Source organism: Micromonospora sp. MA102 (genome assembly GCF_025460765.1).
Taxonomy (GTDB): Bacteria; Actinomycetota; Actinomycetes; order Mycobacteriales; family Micromonosporaceae; genus Micromonospora; species Micromonospora halotolerans.
In genome coordinates, this window is sequence record NZ_JAMWEG010000005.1 from 405,082 (window position 1) to 422,056 (window position 16,975).

General features: G+C 73.9%; 13 protein-coding genes. 6 read left to right on the forward strand and 7 right to left on the reverse strand.

Features of this window, described 5'->3' with window-relative positions; all coding sequences use genetic code 11:
• Positions 1-82 precede the first annotated feature (82 nt).
• Positions 83-1,915, forward strand: a complete 1,833-nt coding sequence (locus NFX44_RS13805; protein ID WP_262283943.1) for an ABC transporter ATP-binding protein — start codon at positions 83-85, stop codon at positions 1,913-1,915.
• Between the two features lie 242 nt (positions 1,916-2,157).
• Here NFX44_RS13805 and NFX44_RS13810 read toward each other — a convergent pair whose 3' ends face one another.
• Entirely contained in the window at positions 2,158-3,894 is a 1,737-nt protein-coding gene (locus NFX44_RS13810; protein WP_262283915.1) for a hypothetical protein, read from the reverse strand.
• Positions 3,895-4,050: 156 nt separating this feature from the next.
• On the opposite strand from NFX44_RS13810, the gene valS reads away from it, so the two are divergent.
• Positions 4,051-6,615 carry a valine--tRNA ligase gene (gene valS / locus NFX44_RS13815; protein WP_262283916.1) on the forward strand — a complete coding sequence of 855 codons (2,565 nt, stop codon included), beginning with the start codon at positions 4,051-4,053 and terminating at the stop codon, positions 6,613-6,615.
• 75 nt (positions 6,616-6,690) lie between these two features.
• Here the strand turns inward: valS and NFX44_RS13820 are convergent, their stop codons facing one another.
• From NFX44_RS13820 to NFX44_RS13840, 5 genes are all read right to left on the reverse strand, one after another.
• A complete protein-coding gene (locus NFX44_RS13820; protein WP_262283917.1) occupies positions 6,691-7,170 on the reverse strand; it encodes a hypothetical protein in 480 nt (159 codons plus the stop codon).
• A 182-nt stretch (positions 7,171-7,352) separates the two neighbouring features.
• Positions 7,353-8,063, reverse strand: coding sequence for an ABC transporter permease subunit (locus NFX44_RS13825; RefSeq protein WP_262283918.1), 711 nt, complete (start codon positions 8,061-8,063; stop codon positions 7,353-7,355).
• A 3-nt stretch (positions 8,064-8,066) separates the two neighbouring features.
• Positions 8,067-9,020, reverse strand: coding sequence for an ABC transporter ATP-binding protein (locus tag NFX44_RS13830; protein ID WP_262283919.1), 954 nt, complete (start codon positions 9,018-9,020; stop codon positions 8,067-8,069).
• Positions 9,017-9,898: an ABC transporter permease gene (locus tag NFX44_RS13835; protein ID WP_262283920.1), complete on the reverse strand. Its 882-nt coding sequence runs from the start codon at positions 9,896-9,898 to the stop codon at positions 9,017-9,019. Before NFX44_RS13835 ends, NFX44_RS13830 begins: the two co-directional genes overlap by 4 nt.
• A complete protein-coding gene (locus NFX44_RS13840) occupies positions 9,891-10,805 on the reverse strand; it encodes an ABC transporter ATP-binding protein (protein WP_262283921.1) in 915 nt (304 codons plus the stop codon). The genes NFX44_RS13835 and NFX44_RS13840 overlap by 8 nt, the downstream gene beginning before the upstream one ends.
• A gap of 249 nt (positions 10,806-11,054) precedes the next feature.
• Here NFX44_RS13840 and cysC point away from each other — a divergent pair, with 249 nt between their 5' ends.
• The 3 genes from cysC (at position 11,055) to galT (ending at position 14,596) form a co-directional block, all read left to right on the forward strand.
• A complete protein-coding gene (gene cysC / locus NFX44_RS13845) occupies positions 11,055-12,584 on the forward strand; it encodes an adenylyl-sulfate kinase (protein ID WP_262283922.1) in 1,530 nt (509 codons plus the stop codon).
• A 153-nt stretch (positions 12,585-12,737) separates the two neighbouring features.
• Positions 12,738-13,526: a DeoR/GlpR family DNA-binding transcription regulator gene (locus NFX44_RS13850; protein WP_262283923.1), complete on the forward strand. Its 789-nt coding sequence runs from the start codon at positions 12,738-12,740 to the stop codon at positions 13,524-13,526.
• Positions 13,523-14,596, forward strand: a complete 1,074-nt coding sequence (gene galT / locus NFX44_RS13855; RefSeq protein ID WP_262283924.1) for a galactose-1-phosphate uridylyltransferase — start codon at positions 13,523-13,525, stop codon at positions 14,594-14,596. Before NFX44_RS13850 ends, galT begins: the two co-directional genes overlap by 4 nt.
• A gap of 257 nt (positions 14,597-14,853) precedes the next feature.
• On the opposite strand, the gene NFX44_RS13860 is transcribed toward galT, so the two are convergent.
• Complete coding sequence (locus NFX44_RS13860; protein WP_262283925.1) at positions 14,854-16,071, reverse strand: NADP-dependent isocitrate dehydrogenase; 1,218 nt, start codon at positions 16,069-16,071, stop codon at positions 14,854-14,856.
• 134 nt (positions 16,072-16,205) lie between these two features.
• On the opposite strand from NFX44_RS13860, the gene NFX44_RS13865 reads away from it, so the two are divergent.
• On the forward strand, positions 16,206-16,975 hold a 770-nt coding region (locus tag NFX44_RS13865; protein WP_262283926.1), incomplete at its 3' end, for an MBL fold metallo-hydrolase.

Consider the following 16,975-nt stretch of genomic DNA (forward strand, 5'->3'; position numbering starts at 1 on the left):
CGGGGCCGCCGGGCGACGCCGGATACCCCGGCAGCGCGGCGACCCCGATGCTTCTCGACAGCGCGGCGATCCCGACCTCGACCTGTCCCGGTGGCGCGGGCGGGCCACCGACCCCGACGCCGACCGAAGCCGGGCCGAGGACTCGTCGCCGGAGGCGGTGGCCCGGCTCCGGGCCCGCAGCCGGGCCCTGCTCCGCGACCTGCTCCGCCCGCACCGGGCCCGGCTCGGCCTCGCGGTGTCCCTGCTGCTGGCCCAGAACGCCGCCGCGATGGCCGGCCCGTACCTCGTGATGCTCGGCATCGACCGGGGCATCGCGCCGCTCCGGGCCGGCGACTCCGGCCCACTGGTCGCCGTCGCCGCCGCGTTCGTCGTCGCCACCGCCACCGAGTACGCGACCCGGCGCGCCTTCCTCACCCTCGCGGCCCGGATCGGCCAGGCCGTCCTGCTCGACCTCCGCAACCGGGTGTACGGCCACTTCGTCCACCTCGACGTCGGCTTCCACGAGCGCTACACCTCGGGCCGGATGGTGTCCCGGCTGACCAGCGACCTGGACTCGATCGCCGAACTGGTCGACGGCGGGATCGACAAGCTGGTGATGGCCGCGCTGTCGGTGCTGTCGGTGGCGGGCATCCTGCTCTGGCTGGACCTGCCGCTGGCCGCGGTCACCCTGCTGGCGTTCCCGTTCCTGTTCGGGCTGTCCCGGTGGTTCGCCCGCGCGTCCGCCGGGGCGTACCGGCGGACCCGGGAGGCGGTGGCACTGGTCATCGTGCACTTCGTCGAGTCGCTGCGCGGAATCCGGGCGGTGCAGGCCTACCGGCGGGAGCCCCGCAACCAGCGCATCTTCGCGGCGGTCAACGACGACTACCGGCAGGCCAGCCTCCGCGCGTTCCGGCTCATCGCGGTCTACTCGCCGGGCATCCGGCTGATCGGCAACCTGACCGCCGCGGCGGTGCTCGGCTACGGCGGCTGGCGGGTGCTGGGCGGGCGGACCGAGGTCGGGGTGCTCGCCGCGTTCCTGCTCTACCTGCGCCGGTTCTTCGAGCCGATGGAGGAGCTGAGCCAGTTCTACAACGCGCTGCAGTCGGCCACCGCCGCGCTGGAGAAGCTGGCCGGGGTGCTCGACGAGCGGCCGGCCGTGGCCGAGCCGGAGCGGCCGGTGCCGCTGCCCGCCGGCCCGGGGCGCGGGGCGGTGGTGTTCCGCCGCGTCCACTTCGGCTACCGGCCCGACGCGCCGATCCTGTCCGGGCTGGAGCTGACCGTGCCGGCCGGGCAGACCGTCGCGCTGATCGGGCCGACCGGCGCCGGCAAGTCCACCATCGCCAAGCTGCTGGCCCGGTTCCACGACCCGGCCTCGGGCACGGTCAGCCTGGACGGGGTGGACCTGCGGCACCTCGCCGACGCCGAGCTGCGCCGGGCCGTGGTGCTGGTCACCCAGGAGAACCACCTGTTCAGCGGCTCGGTCGCCGAGAACATCCGGTTCGGCCGCCCGGACGCCGACGACGCGGCCGTGGAGGCCGCCGCCCGGGCCATCGGCGCGCACGACTTCATCGCCGCGCTGCCCGACGGGTACGCCACCGACGTGCACCGGCGGGGCGGCCGGCTCTCCGCCGGGCAGCGGCAGCTCGTCGCGTTCGCCCGGGCGTTCCTGGCCGACCCCCGGGTGCTGATCCTCGACGAGGCGACCTCGTCGCTGGACGTGCCGACCGAGCGCCTGGTGCAGCGGGCGCTGCGCAGCGTCCTGCGGGACCGCACCGCGCTGGTGATCGCGCACCGCCTCTCGACCGTGGAGATCGCCGACCGGGTGCTGGTCCTCGACGGCGGGCGGATCGTGGAGGACGGGTCGCCGGCCGAGCTGGCGGCCGCCGGCGGCCGGTACGCCGCCCTGCACCGCCAGTGGCGCGACTCCCTGATCTGAGCCCCCGACTCCCGAGGCTCGACGCGCCCGGAGCTCTCCGCCGTCGCCGTGGCTTCGCGGCGACCACGACCACGACCTCGTCTCGGCTGGCGGGCCACCCCGTTCATGCCGCCTGCCTGGCGGCCCCGTGGAACGACTCCCGGGATCTTGGAGAGTCACCGAGGCGAACGACAACTCTCCAGGATCGCGCTTGTCCGGGGAGAGTTCGAAGGCAGGACGTCGCCGACTCGCCCGGCCGCGCGTCAGTCGCCGCGCGGTCCTTCCCTTCCCGCCGGCCCGGCCTCCTCCGAACCCGGCCCGGACGTGCTGGCGCCCTCCGAGCCCCGCCCGGACGTGCCGGCCTCCTCCGGACCCGGCCCGGACGGCCCGGCAGCCTCCGAGCCGGGCGCGGGCGGCCGGGCGGCATCCGAACCCGACGAGGACTGGGAGCTCGGCGACGTCGCGGCGGCCGGTGTCGGGGCGTGGGCGGTGACCAGGGCGGCTTCGACGCGCAGGTCGCGCCGGATCCGGTCGACCGCCCGGTCGAAGCCGAAGAGCAGCACCAGGACCAGCGCGGCCACCGCGGCGAGCACCGGGACGGTCAGGGCCGGATTGCCCAATCGGTCGGTGCTCAGGCCGCGGACCAGCGGCGGTGCCAGCGCCACGGCGGAGAGCACCAGCGCGGCCACCCCGAGCGCCAGCATGCCGGCCGTCCGCCCGTCCTCCGCGTCGCCGTCCGGTACGTCGCGGGCCGGCACGCCCCCGCGGGTCGCGCGGGTCGCCGGTGCGCCGGCCGCGGGCGAGGTGGCGGCGAGCACCAGGCCGAAGCCGACGGCCAGGCCGAGCCCGACGGCGGAGAGCAGCGCCGGCACCTGCCCGGTGCCCTGCAGCTCGGCGCGGACCACCGGTGCGGCGAGCGGCATCGCCAGCGCGGCCAGCAGCACGCCGGCCGCGTCCCAGGGCAGCAGGCCGGGCGTGAAGCGGGCCAGCGCCGCGCCGGCGGCGACCGCCACCAGGCCGGCCAGCGCCACGAGGTAGGCCTGCGCCCGATCGCCCAAGAAGGTGAGCTGCGGCCCGACGAGCAGGAGCGGCCCCGCGGCGAAGCCGAGCACCACCCAGCGGGCCGCCACCGCCCGACCGGTCCGGTACGCGTAGCCGAGCAGGACCAGCGCGGCCACGGTGGCGACGGCCACCGGGAAGAAGTAGGCGAAGGATTCGACGAAGCGCTCCCGGCGCGGCCCGACCAGGCCGTCCTGGCTGACGCGGAACACGTCGACCACCCACCAGCGGAGGGCCAGCCCGCCGACGGTGACCAGTGCCGCGACCGCGGTCGCCACGAGCGGGCCGATCCGGGGGCGGCCGGACGGCGCGGAGGCTGGCCGGTCGAGGTGGGCGAGCACCGCGGCGACGACCAGGACCAGCACTGTCACCCCGACCTGGGCCGGCCAGGCCCGGCCGCCACTGTCCGGGTAGTCCCCTCCCGTCAGCAGGCGGAACAGGTCCTCGACGGCGGAGTACAGCACCAGGCCGGCGGCGAGCCCGGCGACGAGCGGCCAGCGCAGCGACCGGGCGGGCCGGGACACCGCCAGCAGCGCCCCACCCAGCGCCAGCCCCGCGCCGAGGGCGGCGGCCAGCACGGTCAGCACCTGGCCGACGGTGGGTGACTGGTGCGGCACCAGCCCGACGCCGTGGTCGGTGGCCAGTTCGCCGGCCAGATAGTCGAGCGCCAGGCCGACCACGGCGACCGGCCAGCCGGGCAGCCGGCCGAACGCGGCGACGCCGGCCAGCACGACGGCGAGCAGCGTGCCGCCGGTCAGCGCGACAAGCGTGACGGTGAACGCCGACGGCCCGAACGGGAAACCCTGGGTGAGGTCGGCGAAGCCGGTCTGCCGGGCCAGGGTGAGCCCGCGTGACCCGAAGAAGGCGCCGACGGCGACCGCCGCGACCGTGCCGGCCAGTATGGACCGCATCGCCGACGGCGTGCGCGTGCTGTCGTCCATGGTGGTGCCTCCCCCGCGTCCGTGGACGGGCAGATGCTGTCACACGCCGCGTCGCCCCGCTGCCCCCTGCCGAGCGGTGGGGACGTCACGGCGCCGGACCCCGCCACGAGGCCGAAAGTCGTGGAGCGGCCGGTGTCGGCTGCCTACGATCGGCAGATGACCGATACGGCGAGAACGGCCCGCGCCGGCGTCCCCGAGCGTCCGACCCTGGACGGCATCGAGGAGACCTGGGCGCGCCGCTGGCAGGAGGACGGGACGTACGCGTTCGACCGCTCGAAGGAGCGGCAGGACGTCTACGCGATCGACACCCCGCCGCCGACCGTATCGGGCGAGCTGCACATGGGGCACGTCTTCTCCTACACGCACACCGACACGGTGGCCCGGTTCCAGCGGATGCGTGGCCGGACGGTCTTCTACCCGATGGGCTGGGACGACAACGGGCTGCCCACCGAGCGGCGGGTGCAGAACGTCTACGGGGTGCGCCCCGACCCGGCCCTGCCCTACGACCCGGGCTGGCAGCCGCCGGCCACGCCGGTGAGCGAGGCGGCCCGGAAGGACCCCGCGACGATTTCCCGGCGCAACTTCATCGAGCTGTGCGAGGTGCTCACCGCCGAGGACGAGAAGGTCTTCGAGGCGCTGTGGCGGCGGCTCGGGCTGTCCGTGGACTGGTCGCTGACCTACACGACGATCGGGCGGGTGGCCCGGGCGACCAGCCAGCGGGCGTTCCTGCGCAACCTGGCCCGGGGCGAGGCCTACCAGGCCGAGGCGCCGACGCTCTGGGACGTCGGCTTCGCCACCGCGGTGGCCCAGGCCGAGCTGGAGGACCGGGAGCGGCCCGGCGCCTACCACCGGCTGCGCTTCCACGGGCCGGGCGGGCGCGAGGTGCTGATCGACACCACCCGGCCGGAGCTCCTGCCGGCCTGCGTGGCGCTGGTCTGCCACCCCGACGACGAGCGCTACGCGGGCCTGGTGGGCACCTTTGTGCGTACCCCGGTCTTCGGGGTCGAGGTGCCGGTGCGCGCGCATCCGCTGGCGGACCCGGCCAAGGGCACGGGCATCGCGATGGTCTGCACCTTCGGCGACCTGGCCGACGTGACCTGGTGGCGGGAGCTGCGGCTGGACACGCGGGTGGTGATCGGCCGGGACGGGCGGCTGCTGCCGGAGCCGCCGGCCGGCGTGCCGGCCGGGCCCTACGCGGCGCTCGCGGGGCAGACCGTGAACGGCGCCCGGCGCACGATCGTCGAGCTGCTCGCGGACGCGGGTGACCTGGTGGGCGAGCCCCGCCCGATCACCCACCCGGTGAAGTTCTACGAGCGCGGCGACCGGCCGTTGGAGATCGTCTCGACCCGGCAGTGGTACCTGCGCAACGGCGGCCGGGATCTCGACCTGCGCGAGGAGCTGCTGACCCGCGGCCGCGAGCTGCGCTGGGTGCCGGAGCACATGCGGCACCGCTACGAGAACTGGGTGGGGGGCCTGACCGGTGACTGGCTGGTCAGTCGGCAGCGCTTCTTCGGTGTGCCGGTGCCGGTGTGGTACCGGCTCGACGACGCTGGCGAGCCGGACTGGTCCCAGCGTCTCACGCCGGACGAGTCGATGCTCCCGGTCGACCCGTCGAGCGATCCGCCGCCGGGCTTCGAGGAGGCGCAGCGTGGGGTGCCGGGCGGTTTCGTCGGCGACCCGGATGTGCTGGACACCTGGGCCACCTCGTCGCTGACCCCGCAGATCGTCGGCGGCTGGGAGACCGACGAGGACCTGTTCCGGCGGGTCTTCCCCATGGACCTGCGCCCGCAGGGCCAGGAGATCATCCGGACCTGGCTCTTCGACTCGGTGGTGCGGGCGCACCAGGAGCAGGGGGTGCTGCCCTGGCGGGACGCGGTGCTCTCCGGCTGGATCCTCGACCCCGACCGGAAGAAGATGTCCAAGTCCAAGGGGAACGTGGTCACCCCGATGGGGTTGCTGGAGCAGCACGGCTCGGACGCGGTCCGCTACTGGGCCGCCAGCGGCAAGCCCGGCATGGACCTGGCCTTCGACCCGGCGCACATCAAGGTGGGTCGCCGGCTCGCCACGAAGCTGCTCAACGCCTCGAAGTTCGCCCTGGGCCTGGGCGCCGGGGACGCGCTGCGGGCTCCGGCGACGGCACCCTTGGACACCGCCATGCTCGCCGAGCTGTCCGGCGTGGTCGCCACGGCGACCGCCGCCTTCGACGGGTACGACCACACGGCGGCGCTGATCGCCACGGAGGCGTTCTTCTGGCGCTTCTGCGACGACTACATCGAGCTGGTGAAGGAGCGCGCCTACGGCACCGGGCCGGGGGCGGACTCGGCCCGGGCGGCGCTGGCCACCGCGCTCTCGGTGCAGTTGCGGCTGTTCGCCCCGGTGCTGCCCTTCGTCACCGAGGAGGTCTGGTCGTGGTGGCGCTACGGGTCGGTGCACCGGGCGCCGTGGCCGACCACCTACGAGGTGGGCCGGGCGGTCCAGGGGCCGGGTGACCCCGAGCTGCTGCGGCTGGCCGCGGACGCGCTGAGTCAGGTGCGCCGGGCCAAGTCGGAGCGGAAGCTGTCGATGAAGGCGGAGGTGCCGCTGGCCGAGGCGCTCGGGCCGGCCGCCCTGCTCGACCGGCTCACCCTGGTGGCCGACGACGTCCGGGCGGCGGGGCGGATCGCCAAGCTCGATCTGCTCCCCGACCGCACCACCGAACTCGTCATCGCCTGCGCGTTCTGAGCCGCGCCGACCGGCTCGACGGGGAGGAGTGGCTGTCGCCTCGCGAACAGCCACTCCTCCCCGGCGCGATCCGGCTCAGGTGGCCGAGCAGGCGGTTTCGAGCTGCTTCACGGCCTTGGTGAGTGCGGTCTTGCTCGGTGCCTTCTTGGGCGCCGTCGCCCACGTGTCGGCCAGCTCCGACATCTCGGTCGCCACGTCCTTCACGGCGTCGTTGACGGCGGTGCTGGTGGTGAACGCGTTCGCGTAGAGCGAGGCCGCGCCCGCGGAGTACTGGGCGCTGACCGCGGAGTGCCCGGCCGGCGGCCCGATCTTCTCCGCCGAGGCGACCTTCTTGAGCGCGGTCTGGATGTCCTTGTCGATGGTGGCGCAGGCGGACTTCGTGGCGGCGTCCATGCCCGGAGCGGCGGTCGCCGTGGCGCTCGGCACGGCGGCCGGCGCCGTGGTCGCCGTGCCGGTGCCACCGGACGCGGCCGGCTTGTCGCCGTCGTCGCAGCCGGCCATGACGAGCACCGCCACGGTGGCCGGAATCAGCAGTGCGAGCCGAGTTGAGCGCATCGTTTCTCCCCGTTGTCTCGTGCTTTCGCCCGCCGGAAGCTACCAGAGGTGGGCGTCATCCCGGGCGGGTGACGCCGGCGGCCCGGGGCCCGCTGATCCACCTCGGACACCTCCCCGGGCACGGGCCGGCCCCGCCCGGCGCGCCTGGGTCGGCGGCGCCGGGCGGGGCCCTGTGGTCCGGGTCAGCTGGTCTCGCCGGCCACGCTGAACGAGCGGAGACGGTCGATCGCGAGGGCGGTGAAGCCGACCGCGATGAGCGCGCTCATCACCGACGCGACCGGCACCGACACGTCCGTGGCGAGCAGTTCGGTCGGCGCGATCCGGTCGGCGAGGGCGATCACGTACTGCTGGATGGAGAGCACCTTCGTGCCGCTCACGAAGTTGCCGAGCAGCCCCTCCCAGATCAGCACGTAGACGAGGCCGAGCAGCACCGGCCGCCGGGTGAGCAGGCTGAGCGCCACGAAGAACGCGCAGTACGCCAGCGCACCGATCGACGCGGCGGCGGCGAGCGCCAGGCCGAGGCGTACCGAGTCGGCGAGCACGCCCGCGACGTAGAGCGGCACGGCGACGGTGACCGCCGTGACGCCGGCGGCCACGGCCAGCTTCGGCAGGATGATCTGCCAGCGCGGCAGCGGCTTGGTGAGGATGTGCACCACCGTGCCGTCGTCGATCTCCGCGCCGAGCACGCCCGTGCCGACGATCAGCGCGACCACCGGCAGCACGACGGCCAGGCCGAGCCCGACCAGCACGGCCGGCCCCCACTCGCCCGGGTCGACGCCCAGCGAGCGGGAGAGGATGGCCAACACCAGCAGCAGCAGGGGCAGCGGGAGCAGCAGCAGGAACCGGCGCCGGCCGAACAGGCCGCGCGCGGTGATCCAGGAAACGGTCGACATCGTTCAGCTCCCCACCAGGTAGGAGAAGACGCTCTCCAGCGATTCGTCCTCGGGCGTCAGCGACCGGACCCGGAGGTGCCGGGCCAGCGCGATCTTCGGCAGCGCCCGGGTGAAGGCGCCGTAGTCGCCGGCCCGCACGGTCAGCCCGTCCCGGCCCAGTTCCACCCCGGTCACCGACTCCTCGGCGATCAACGCGACGGCGAGGGCGCGGTCGTCGGTGGAGCGGACCCGGAAGACGTGCGGCCGGTTGGTCATCAGCCGGCGGATCGTGCGGTAGTCGCCGGAGGCGGCCAGCCGGCCGGCCACCATCACCTGCACGGTGCCGGAGACCTGCTCGACCTCCTCCAGGATGTGGGAGCTGAACAGGATGGTCCGGCCGGCGTCGCCGAGCCGGTGCAGCAGGGCCATCATGTGCAGCCGCTGCCGCGGGTCCATCCCGTTGAACGGCTCGTCGAGCAGCAGCACCTGCGGGTCGTGCACCAGGGCGGCGGCCACCCGGGTGCGCTGCCGCATGCCCTTGGAGTAGGTGCCGATCTTCCGGTCCTGCGCGGATTCCATCTCCACCAGGGCGATGGCCCGGCGGGCCGCCGCCTCCGGGTCGGGCAGCCGGTGCAGCTTGGCGCTGGCCAGCACGAACTCGTACGCGCTGAGGAACGTGTGCACGGCCTCCCGCTCGCTGACCAGGCCCAGCCGCCGGTAGACGTCGGGGTGGCGCCAGGTCGGCATGCCGTCGAGGGTGACCTCGCCCCGGGACGGGGAGAGGAAGCCCGCCATCATGTGCAGCAGGGTGGTCTTGCCGGCGCCGTTCGGCCCGAGCAGGCCGGTCACGCCCGGCCCCAGCCGCATGGTGACGTCGTTGACCGCCACCACGTTGCCGTACCAGCGGGAGACGCCGGCCAGGTCGAGGGTGGAGGCGGGGGTGGCCGGGGCCGCCGGCTCCGCGCTGATCGTGGTCATCGGGCGGCCACCTTCCGGTATCGCAGCAACAGCAGAGCGACGCAGCCGGCCACCAGCAGCGCGGCGACGGCGACGTAGACCGGCCCGAAGCCGCCGATCTGATCCTCGGTCTGCCCACCGGGTACCAGCAGGTCGCCGAGGGTGTACTGGCCGACAGCATGGACCAGGGCGGTGGGCGAGCCGAGCATCGCCAGCTCGTTGACCGTGCGGGACGGCATGATCGACAGGATGCCGACGATCGGGGCGGTCATCAGGAACACCGCCACGATGCCGCCGGCCGCGAAGGCCCGCTTGCCGGTGAGCGAGGCGATGAGCAGCCCGACCGAGGCGAAGACCACCGCCCAGAGCGCCGCGTAGAGCAGGCCGGGCAGCAGGTCGAGCAGCTCGTCCCAGACCCCGCCCAGCCCGTCCTTGGTGGTGAACGCGGCGCCCAGGAACATCACGAGCTGCGGCGCCCCGAGCAGCAGCCAGAGCGCGGTGCCCAGCGACCCTAGCTTGGCCAGCGCGTAGTCGCCGCGCGGCAGCGGGCGGGAGAAGTAGAGCGGCAGCACACCGCTGTGCAGGTCGCGGGAGACCAGCTCCGGCCCGACCACCGCGACGAAGAAGATGACCAGCCAGCTCATCGCGTCGGCGAACTGGGCGTACGTCATGACGACCTGGCCGGTCTGGGTGCGTACCGCGGTCAGCCCGGCGGCGACGATCAGCACGATGCCCATCACCAGCCAGGGGAAGATCTTCGCCTTGGCGGAGCGGCCCAGCCCGAAGGCGGTGCGCAGGCCGTGCAGGTAGAGCGCGCCGAACACGTGCCGGCGGCCGAGCCGCGGGCCGGTGTAGCGCTGATAGCCGATGTCGTGGATGACGCCGGTCGGCTCAGACATGGCTGGGCTCCCTCGTGGCGAAGAGTTCGGCCACCCGGTGCCGCCGCTGGTCGAGCCGGTGCAGCGGCAGGTCCAGCTCGGCGACCGCGCCGATGATCAGGTCGTAGGTGGCGTCGTCGGCGAGCGGGACGAGCAGCAGCCGCCCCTCCCGGGACACCGGCAGGTCGAGCGCGGCGAGCCGGGCGGCCAGGTCGTCCGTACCCTCGCTCACCTCGACGGCGAGCACGTCGATGGCGGAGGTCATCGCGGAGATCCGGTCGGCGCGCAGCAGCTTGCCGCCGTCGATGGCGACCAGGGTGTCGCAGATCCGCTCCACCTCACCGAGCAGGTGGGAGCAGACCACCACCGAGATGCCGAACTCGGTGCCGATCCGGTGGATCAGGTTGAGCATGGCGTCCCGGCCGGCCGGGTCGAGGCCGTTGGTCGGCTCGTCGAGCAGCAGCAGGTCCGGGTCGTGCACCAGGGCCTGGGCGAGTTTCACCCGCTGCTTCATGCCGGTGGAGTAGCCACCGACGGCCCGGTGCCGCTCCTCGTGCAGACCGACGTGGCGCAGCGCCTCGGAGGCCCGCTCCCGGGCGACCGTGCGGGGCAGCCCGCTGATCCGGCCGAGGTGGGTGACCAGCTCGGCGGCGGACAGGTCGGGCGGGAGGGCGTCGTGCTCGGGCATGTAGCCGACCCGGGCGCGGACGGCCGCCGGGTCGGTGGTGGGGTCGAGGCCGAGCACGGAGACCCGACCGCTGGTCGGGGCGAGCAGGCCCAGGAGGATCTTGATCAGGGTGGACTTGCCGGCGCCGTTCGCGCCCACCAGCCCGATGATCCCCGGCTCGACCGACACGGTGAGGTCGGCCAACGCGGTGACCCGGCCTCCGTACGTCTTGGTCAGCGACTCGGTCGCGAGCAGTGTCACGCGGCAAGCGTAGGGAGCGGGGACCGCTCCGGGTATCGGGAAACGCTCGGGGTTGCCCCTGATTCCGCCCGGACGCTGACCGACCGGACGGTCCGGACCGGTCCGTCCGGCCGGTGCACCGCCCGGGACGGCGGCCGGACGCCCCGGGACGGCCGGTTTGCCGGCCGGTGACCGGGAGGTGGAGTGGCGCTCTCGACCGATCGCCGGTGGGCTGAGAAACTGTGTGCCGGCCGGTGAGTTGGGGGTTTCATGAGCAACGGGTGGGTGCTGCCCGAGGACGTTCTGCGGGATGCGCCGGCGTACGCGCCAAGGCCCGGTGAGCTGGCCGATCTCGGATTGCTGCTGACCGGGGCGTACGCCCCGCTGACCGGCTTCATGACGCGGGCCGACCTGGCCTCGCTGGGCCGGCGCGGCCGGCTCGCCGACGGCACACCGTGGCCGGTGCCGGTGACGCTGCAGGTGCCGGCCGCGCTCGCCGACGGGCTGGCGCTGGACGACCCGCTGCGCCGGGCGCTGGTGCTCACCGACGGCGAGGGCGCACCGGTGGCCGCCATGGACGTCACCGACGTCTGGCCGGTCCGCGAGGGCACGGCCGGCGTGGGCGGCCCGGTGCGCCGGTTGGGCGACGGCGGTCACGGGCCGTTCCAGCGGCTGCGGCGCAGCCCGGAGGAGGTCCGGGGGCTCCTGCCCCCGGGGCGGGTGCTCGGCGTCTTCGCCGACCGCCCGCTGCACCGGCCGCAGCTCGCGCAGATCGCGCACGCCGCGCGGACGCTCGGCGCGCACCTGCTGGTGCTGATCCCGGTGGGTGAGGAGGCGACCGGCGGGCTGCCGGCCGAGGCGCTGGTACGCAGCGTGTTCGCCGCGCGGGACCGGATGCCCCCGGCCACCCTCGTGGCGGTGCCGCTGGCGAGGCGGCGCGACGAGATCAGTGACGCGCTGCTCCGGGCCCGGGTGGCCGCCGCCTACGGGGTCACCCACCTGCTGTCCACCGAGGGCATGCTCTCCGGGGCGGGCCTGCGCGTGCTGGTGCCCCGCGAGCTGGCCTACGACAGCCGCGACGGGCAGTGGCGGTGGCGGGAGGACATCCCGCCGCGCAACCGGAAGCTGGCGCTCAGCCAGGAGGAGATCGACGACCTGCTGGACCGGGGCTTCCCGCTGCCCGAGTGGCACACCCCGCCGGCGGTGGCCAAGGAGCTGGCCCGGGCCCGCCCGCCGCGCCGGCACCGCGGTCTGGTGATTTTCCTGACCGGTCTCTCCGGCTCCGGCAAGTCGACAATCGCCCGGGGGCTGGCCGACCATCTGCGCGAGGGCGGCGACCGCACCATCACCCTGCTCGACGGGGACATCGTGCGCCGGGAGCTCTCGGCGGGGCTGGGCTTCAGCAAGGCGGACCGGGATCTCAACGTGCGCCGGATCGGGTGGGTGGCCGCCGAGATCGCCCGGCACCGGGGCGTCGGCATCTGCTGCCCGATCGCCCCGTACGCGGCCGCCCGGGCCACCGCCCGGGAGATGGCGCACGCCGCCGGGGCCGGCTTCCTGCTGGTGCACGTGGCCACCCCGCTGGAGGTCTGCGAGCAGCGCGACCGCAAGGGCCTGTACGCGCGGGCGCGGGCCGGCCTGATCACCGGGATGACCGGGATCGACGACCCGTACGAGGAGCCGACCGACGCCGACCTGGTGGTGGACACCACCGACATGACCGTCGAGGAGGCGGTCCAGCGGGTCATGGAGCACCTCACCGAGACCGGATGGGTGGAGCCCCGCCTCCAGCCGGCCTGATCCCGGCACGTCCAAACCGCCGCCGCTCCCGCCCCGGGACGGCGGCGGTTCCGCGTCTGCTTCCGTTGCCCTCCGCTGCGCGGTAGTGTTTATCTTTGTTGGAACACGTTCGACCGCGTGGAGACGGGTCGACAGTCGGGAGGTGACGGCGGGGTGCTGGCGCGACAGCGGCAGGCGGTCATCCTGGAACGGGTCCGCGCCGCCGGTGGCGTCCGGGTCACCGAGCTGGCCACCGAATTCGGCGTCTCCGACATGACCATCCGGCGCGACCTGGAGACCCTGCACGACCGGGGCCTGCTCGCCAAGGTGCACGGCGGCGCGACACTGGCCGGCCCCGGCTCGACCGACGAGCCCGGGTTCCACGCCAAGCTGGTCCGCCAGTCCGTCGAGAAGGCCGCCATCGCCGGCCGGGCCGCGCAGCTGGTCCGCCCCGGCGCCGCGATCGCGCTCTCCGCCGGCACCACCACCGCCGAGCTGGCCCGCCGCCTGACCGACGTGCCGGGCCTCACCGTGGTGACGAACTCCCTACCGGTGGCCGAGATCCTGCACGTCGGCGGCCGGCCGGACCAGACCGTGGTGCTCACCGGCGGGGTGCGCACCCCCTCGGATGCGCTGGTCGGCCCGCTGGCCGTGGCCGCGATCGGCGCGCTCCACCTGGACCTGCTCTTCCTCGGCGTGCACGGCATCAGCGAGCGCGCCGGGTTCACCACCCCCAACCTCATGGAGGCGGACACGGACCGGGCCCTGGTGGCGGCCGCCGACCGGCTGGTGGTGCTCGCCGACCACACCAAGTGGGGCACGGTCGGCATCTCGTCGATCGTCGGCCTGGACGCGGCGGACGTGCTGGTCACCGACGACCAGTTGGGCCCGGATGCGCGACGGGTACTCGAGGACAGGGTTGGCGAACTGGTGATCGTGCCAGGCCCGAAGGGAGCGGAGTGAAGCGTACGCAGATCGAGCTGGCGGACGGCCGCGAGTTGATCTACTTCGACGAGCGGGACGACGCGGTCCGCGACCAGCCGGACCGGCGGGAACTGCCGCCGCCCCCGCACGCGTCGCAGCTCCGCTACGACCCGCTCACCGACGAGTGGGTGGCCGTCGCGGTGCACCGGCAGACCCGGACCTTCCTCCCCCCGGCCGACCAGTGCCCGCTCTGCCCGTCCCGCGGCGACCGGCTCAGCGAGATCCCCGCCCCCGACTACGACGTGGTCGTCTTCGAGAACCGGTTCCCGTCGCTCAGCCAGCGGGTCGCCGAGGAGCCGGACGAGATCACGCCGTTCACCCCGGTCCGCCCCGGGCGCGGCAAGTGCGAGGTGGTCTGTTTCACCGACGACCACAACGCCTCGTTCGCCAGCCTCTCCCCCGGCCGGGTGCGCACCGTGCTAGACGCCCTCGCCGACCGCACCACCGCGCTGAGCGAGCTGCCCGGGGTGGAGCAGATCTTCCCGTTCGAGAACCGGGGCGTGGAGATCGGGGTGACGCTGCACCACCCGCACGGCCAGATCTACGCCTACCCGTTCGTCACGCCGCGGACCCGGACCATGCTGGCCGCCGCCCGCCGGCACGCCGACCGCACCGGGGGCAACCTCTACGCCGACGTGCTCGCCACCGAACGCGCCGCCGGCGACCGGGTCGTGGCGAGCAACGAGCACTGGACGGCGTACGTGCCGGCGGCGGCCCGCTGGCCGTTCGAGGTGCACGTGGCCCCGCACCGCCCGGTGCCCGACATCCCGGCGCTGGACGACGCCGAGCGCGACGCCTTCGGGCCGCTCTACCTGGACGTGCTGCGCCGCTTCGACGGGCTGTTCGACCTGCCGATGCCCTACATCGCCGCCTGGCACCAGGCGCCGGTGCACGTCGACCGGGAGCTGGGGCACCTGCACCTGCAGCTGTTCAGCATCCGGCGCGCCAAGGACAAGTTGAAGTACCTGGCCGGCTCCGAGTCGGGGATGGGCGTGTTCATCAACGACATCGCCCCCGAGCGGGCCGCGGAACTGCTCCGGGCCGCCTGACCTCCCGCCCCACAACAGGGCGCGGGGGGCCCGGGACAGGGCCCCCCGCAAGGGAAGGGACGGGCTGGCTGTGCGCGACAGCCGGGAAGGCTGGCTGATCGGCACTCAAGCCGCGAGGCGACCGCGGTCAACCTTCCTGGACGGGACTGGCATCACGTCCACCCTGCTCAACGAGGCGTGCCCGCGACGGGTGACGCCCCAGGGACGCGACGGAGCCCGCCGGCACAGCCGGCGGGCTCCGGGGCGAACGGTGACGGTCAGGCCGACAGCTTGCGGGCCAGGTTCTCGTCGAGCGCGTTCATGAACTCGTCGGTGGTCAGCCACGGGGCGTCCCGCGAGATGAGCAGCGCGAGGTCCTTGGTCATCTGGCCGCCCTCGACGGTGTCCACGATGACCTGCTCCAGGGTGTTGGCGAACTCGGTGACCGCGGGGGTGCCGTCCAGCTTGCCCCGGTGGGCCAGGCCCCGGGTCCAGGCGTAGATCGAGGCGATCGGGTTGGTCGAGGTCTTCTCGCCCTTCTGCCACTGCCGGTAGTGCCGGGTGACCGTGCCGTGCGCGGCCTCGGCCTCGACGGTGCGGCCGTCCGGGGAGAGCAGGACGGAGGTCATCAGACCCAGCGAGCCGAAGCCCTGCGCGACGGTGTCGGACTGGACGTCACCGTCGTAGTTCTTGCAGGCCCAGACGTAGCCACCCTCCCACTTGAGCGCGGCGGCGACCATGTCGTCGATGAGCCGGTGCTCGTAGGTGATGCCGGCGGCGTCGAACTCGGCCTTGAACTCGTTCTCGAACACCTCGGCGAAGATGTCCTTGAACCGGCCGTCGTACGCCTTGAGGATCGTGTTCTTGGTGGACAGGTAGACCGGGTAGCCGCGGTCCAGGCCGTACCGGAACGAGGCCCGGGCGAAGTCCCGGATCGACTCGTCGAAGTTGTACATGCCCATGGCGATGCCGCCGCCGGAGAAGTTGGCGACCTCCATCTCCATCGGCGCGCCGCCGTCGGCCGGGGTGTAGGTGACGGTCACCTTGCCGGGGCCGGGGACGACGAAGTCGGTGGCCTTGTACTGGTCGCCGTGCGCGTGCCGGCCGATGATGATCGGCTTGGTCCAGCCGGGGACGAGCCGCGGCACGTTCGACATGATGATCGGCTCACGGAAGACGACGCCGCCGAGGATGTTGCGGATGGTGCCGTTCGGCGACCGCCACATCTTCTTGAGGCCGAACTCCTCAACCCGGGCCTCGTCCGGGGTGATGGTGGCGCACTTGACGCCGACGCCGTGCTCCTTGATGGCGTTGGCGGCGTCGACGGTGACCTGGTCGTCGGTCTCGTCGCGGTGCTGGATCGACAGGTCGTAGTAGTGCAGGTCGACGTCGAGGTAGGGCAGGATCAGCTGCTCCCGGATCTGCTTCCAGATGATCCGGGTCATCTCATCGCCGTCGATTTCCACGACCGGGTTGTTTACCTTGATCTTCGCCATCGGCCGGCGCTCCTCTCGGGGGACACGTGCTCAAGCAGTACGAGCGTACTGCAAACTGACCGGGGCTCCCCAGCCGGCCTCACCCCGCGGATGACGGGGTCGCCCGGGACGGGCCGCGGTGGCATCCTTCCCGGATGCCGCTGACTCACACGGTCGGGTCTATCACGGTCACCGCCCTGCTCGACGGGGCGGGTCCCTTCTTCCAACCGCGCGCCGAGGCGTTCCCGGACGCCACCCCCGCGCAGTGGGAGGAGGCCGACCGGCGGGACCCGGACACGGTCACCCCGGACGGGCGCTGGTGGCTGCCGTTCCGGGCGTTCGCGCTGCGTACCGGGGACGGGCCGGTCACCCTGGTCGACGCGGGGATCGGCCCGGCCGACGCGCTCGCCGCGAGCTGGGCGCCGGTGCCCGGCAACCTGCCGGCCGAGCTGGCCGCCGCCGGCATCGACCCGGCCGACGTCCGCACCGTGGTGCTCACCCACCTGCACACCGACCACATCGGCTGGGCGGGCCCGCTCTTCCCGAACGCGGACCACCTGGTGCAGGGCGCCGAGCTGGCCGCGCTGGCGCTGTTCCACCCCGAGCTGCCGGCCCGGCTCCTGGGGCCGTTGCGCGCCGCCGGCCAGCTCCGGGTGGTCGACGGCGACACCGACCTCACCCCCGGCGTACGCGTGCTGAGCACTCCCGGACACACCCCCGGCCACCAGTCCGTGCTGGTCGACGACGGCGACGACCGACTCCTGGTGACGGGCGACCTCCTGGTCCACCCCCTCCAACTGCTCGACCCCACCCTCGCCTACGCCCACGAGGAAGACCCCACCCAGGCAGCGACCACCCGCACCACCCTCCTGCGCTCCCTGACCCCAACAACCCTGGCCACCCCCCACCTGGGCCAACCCTTCAC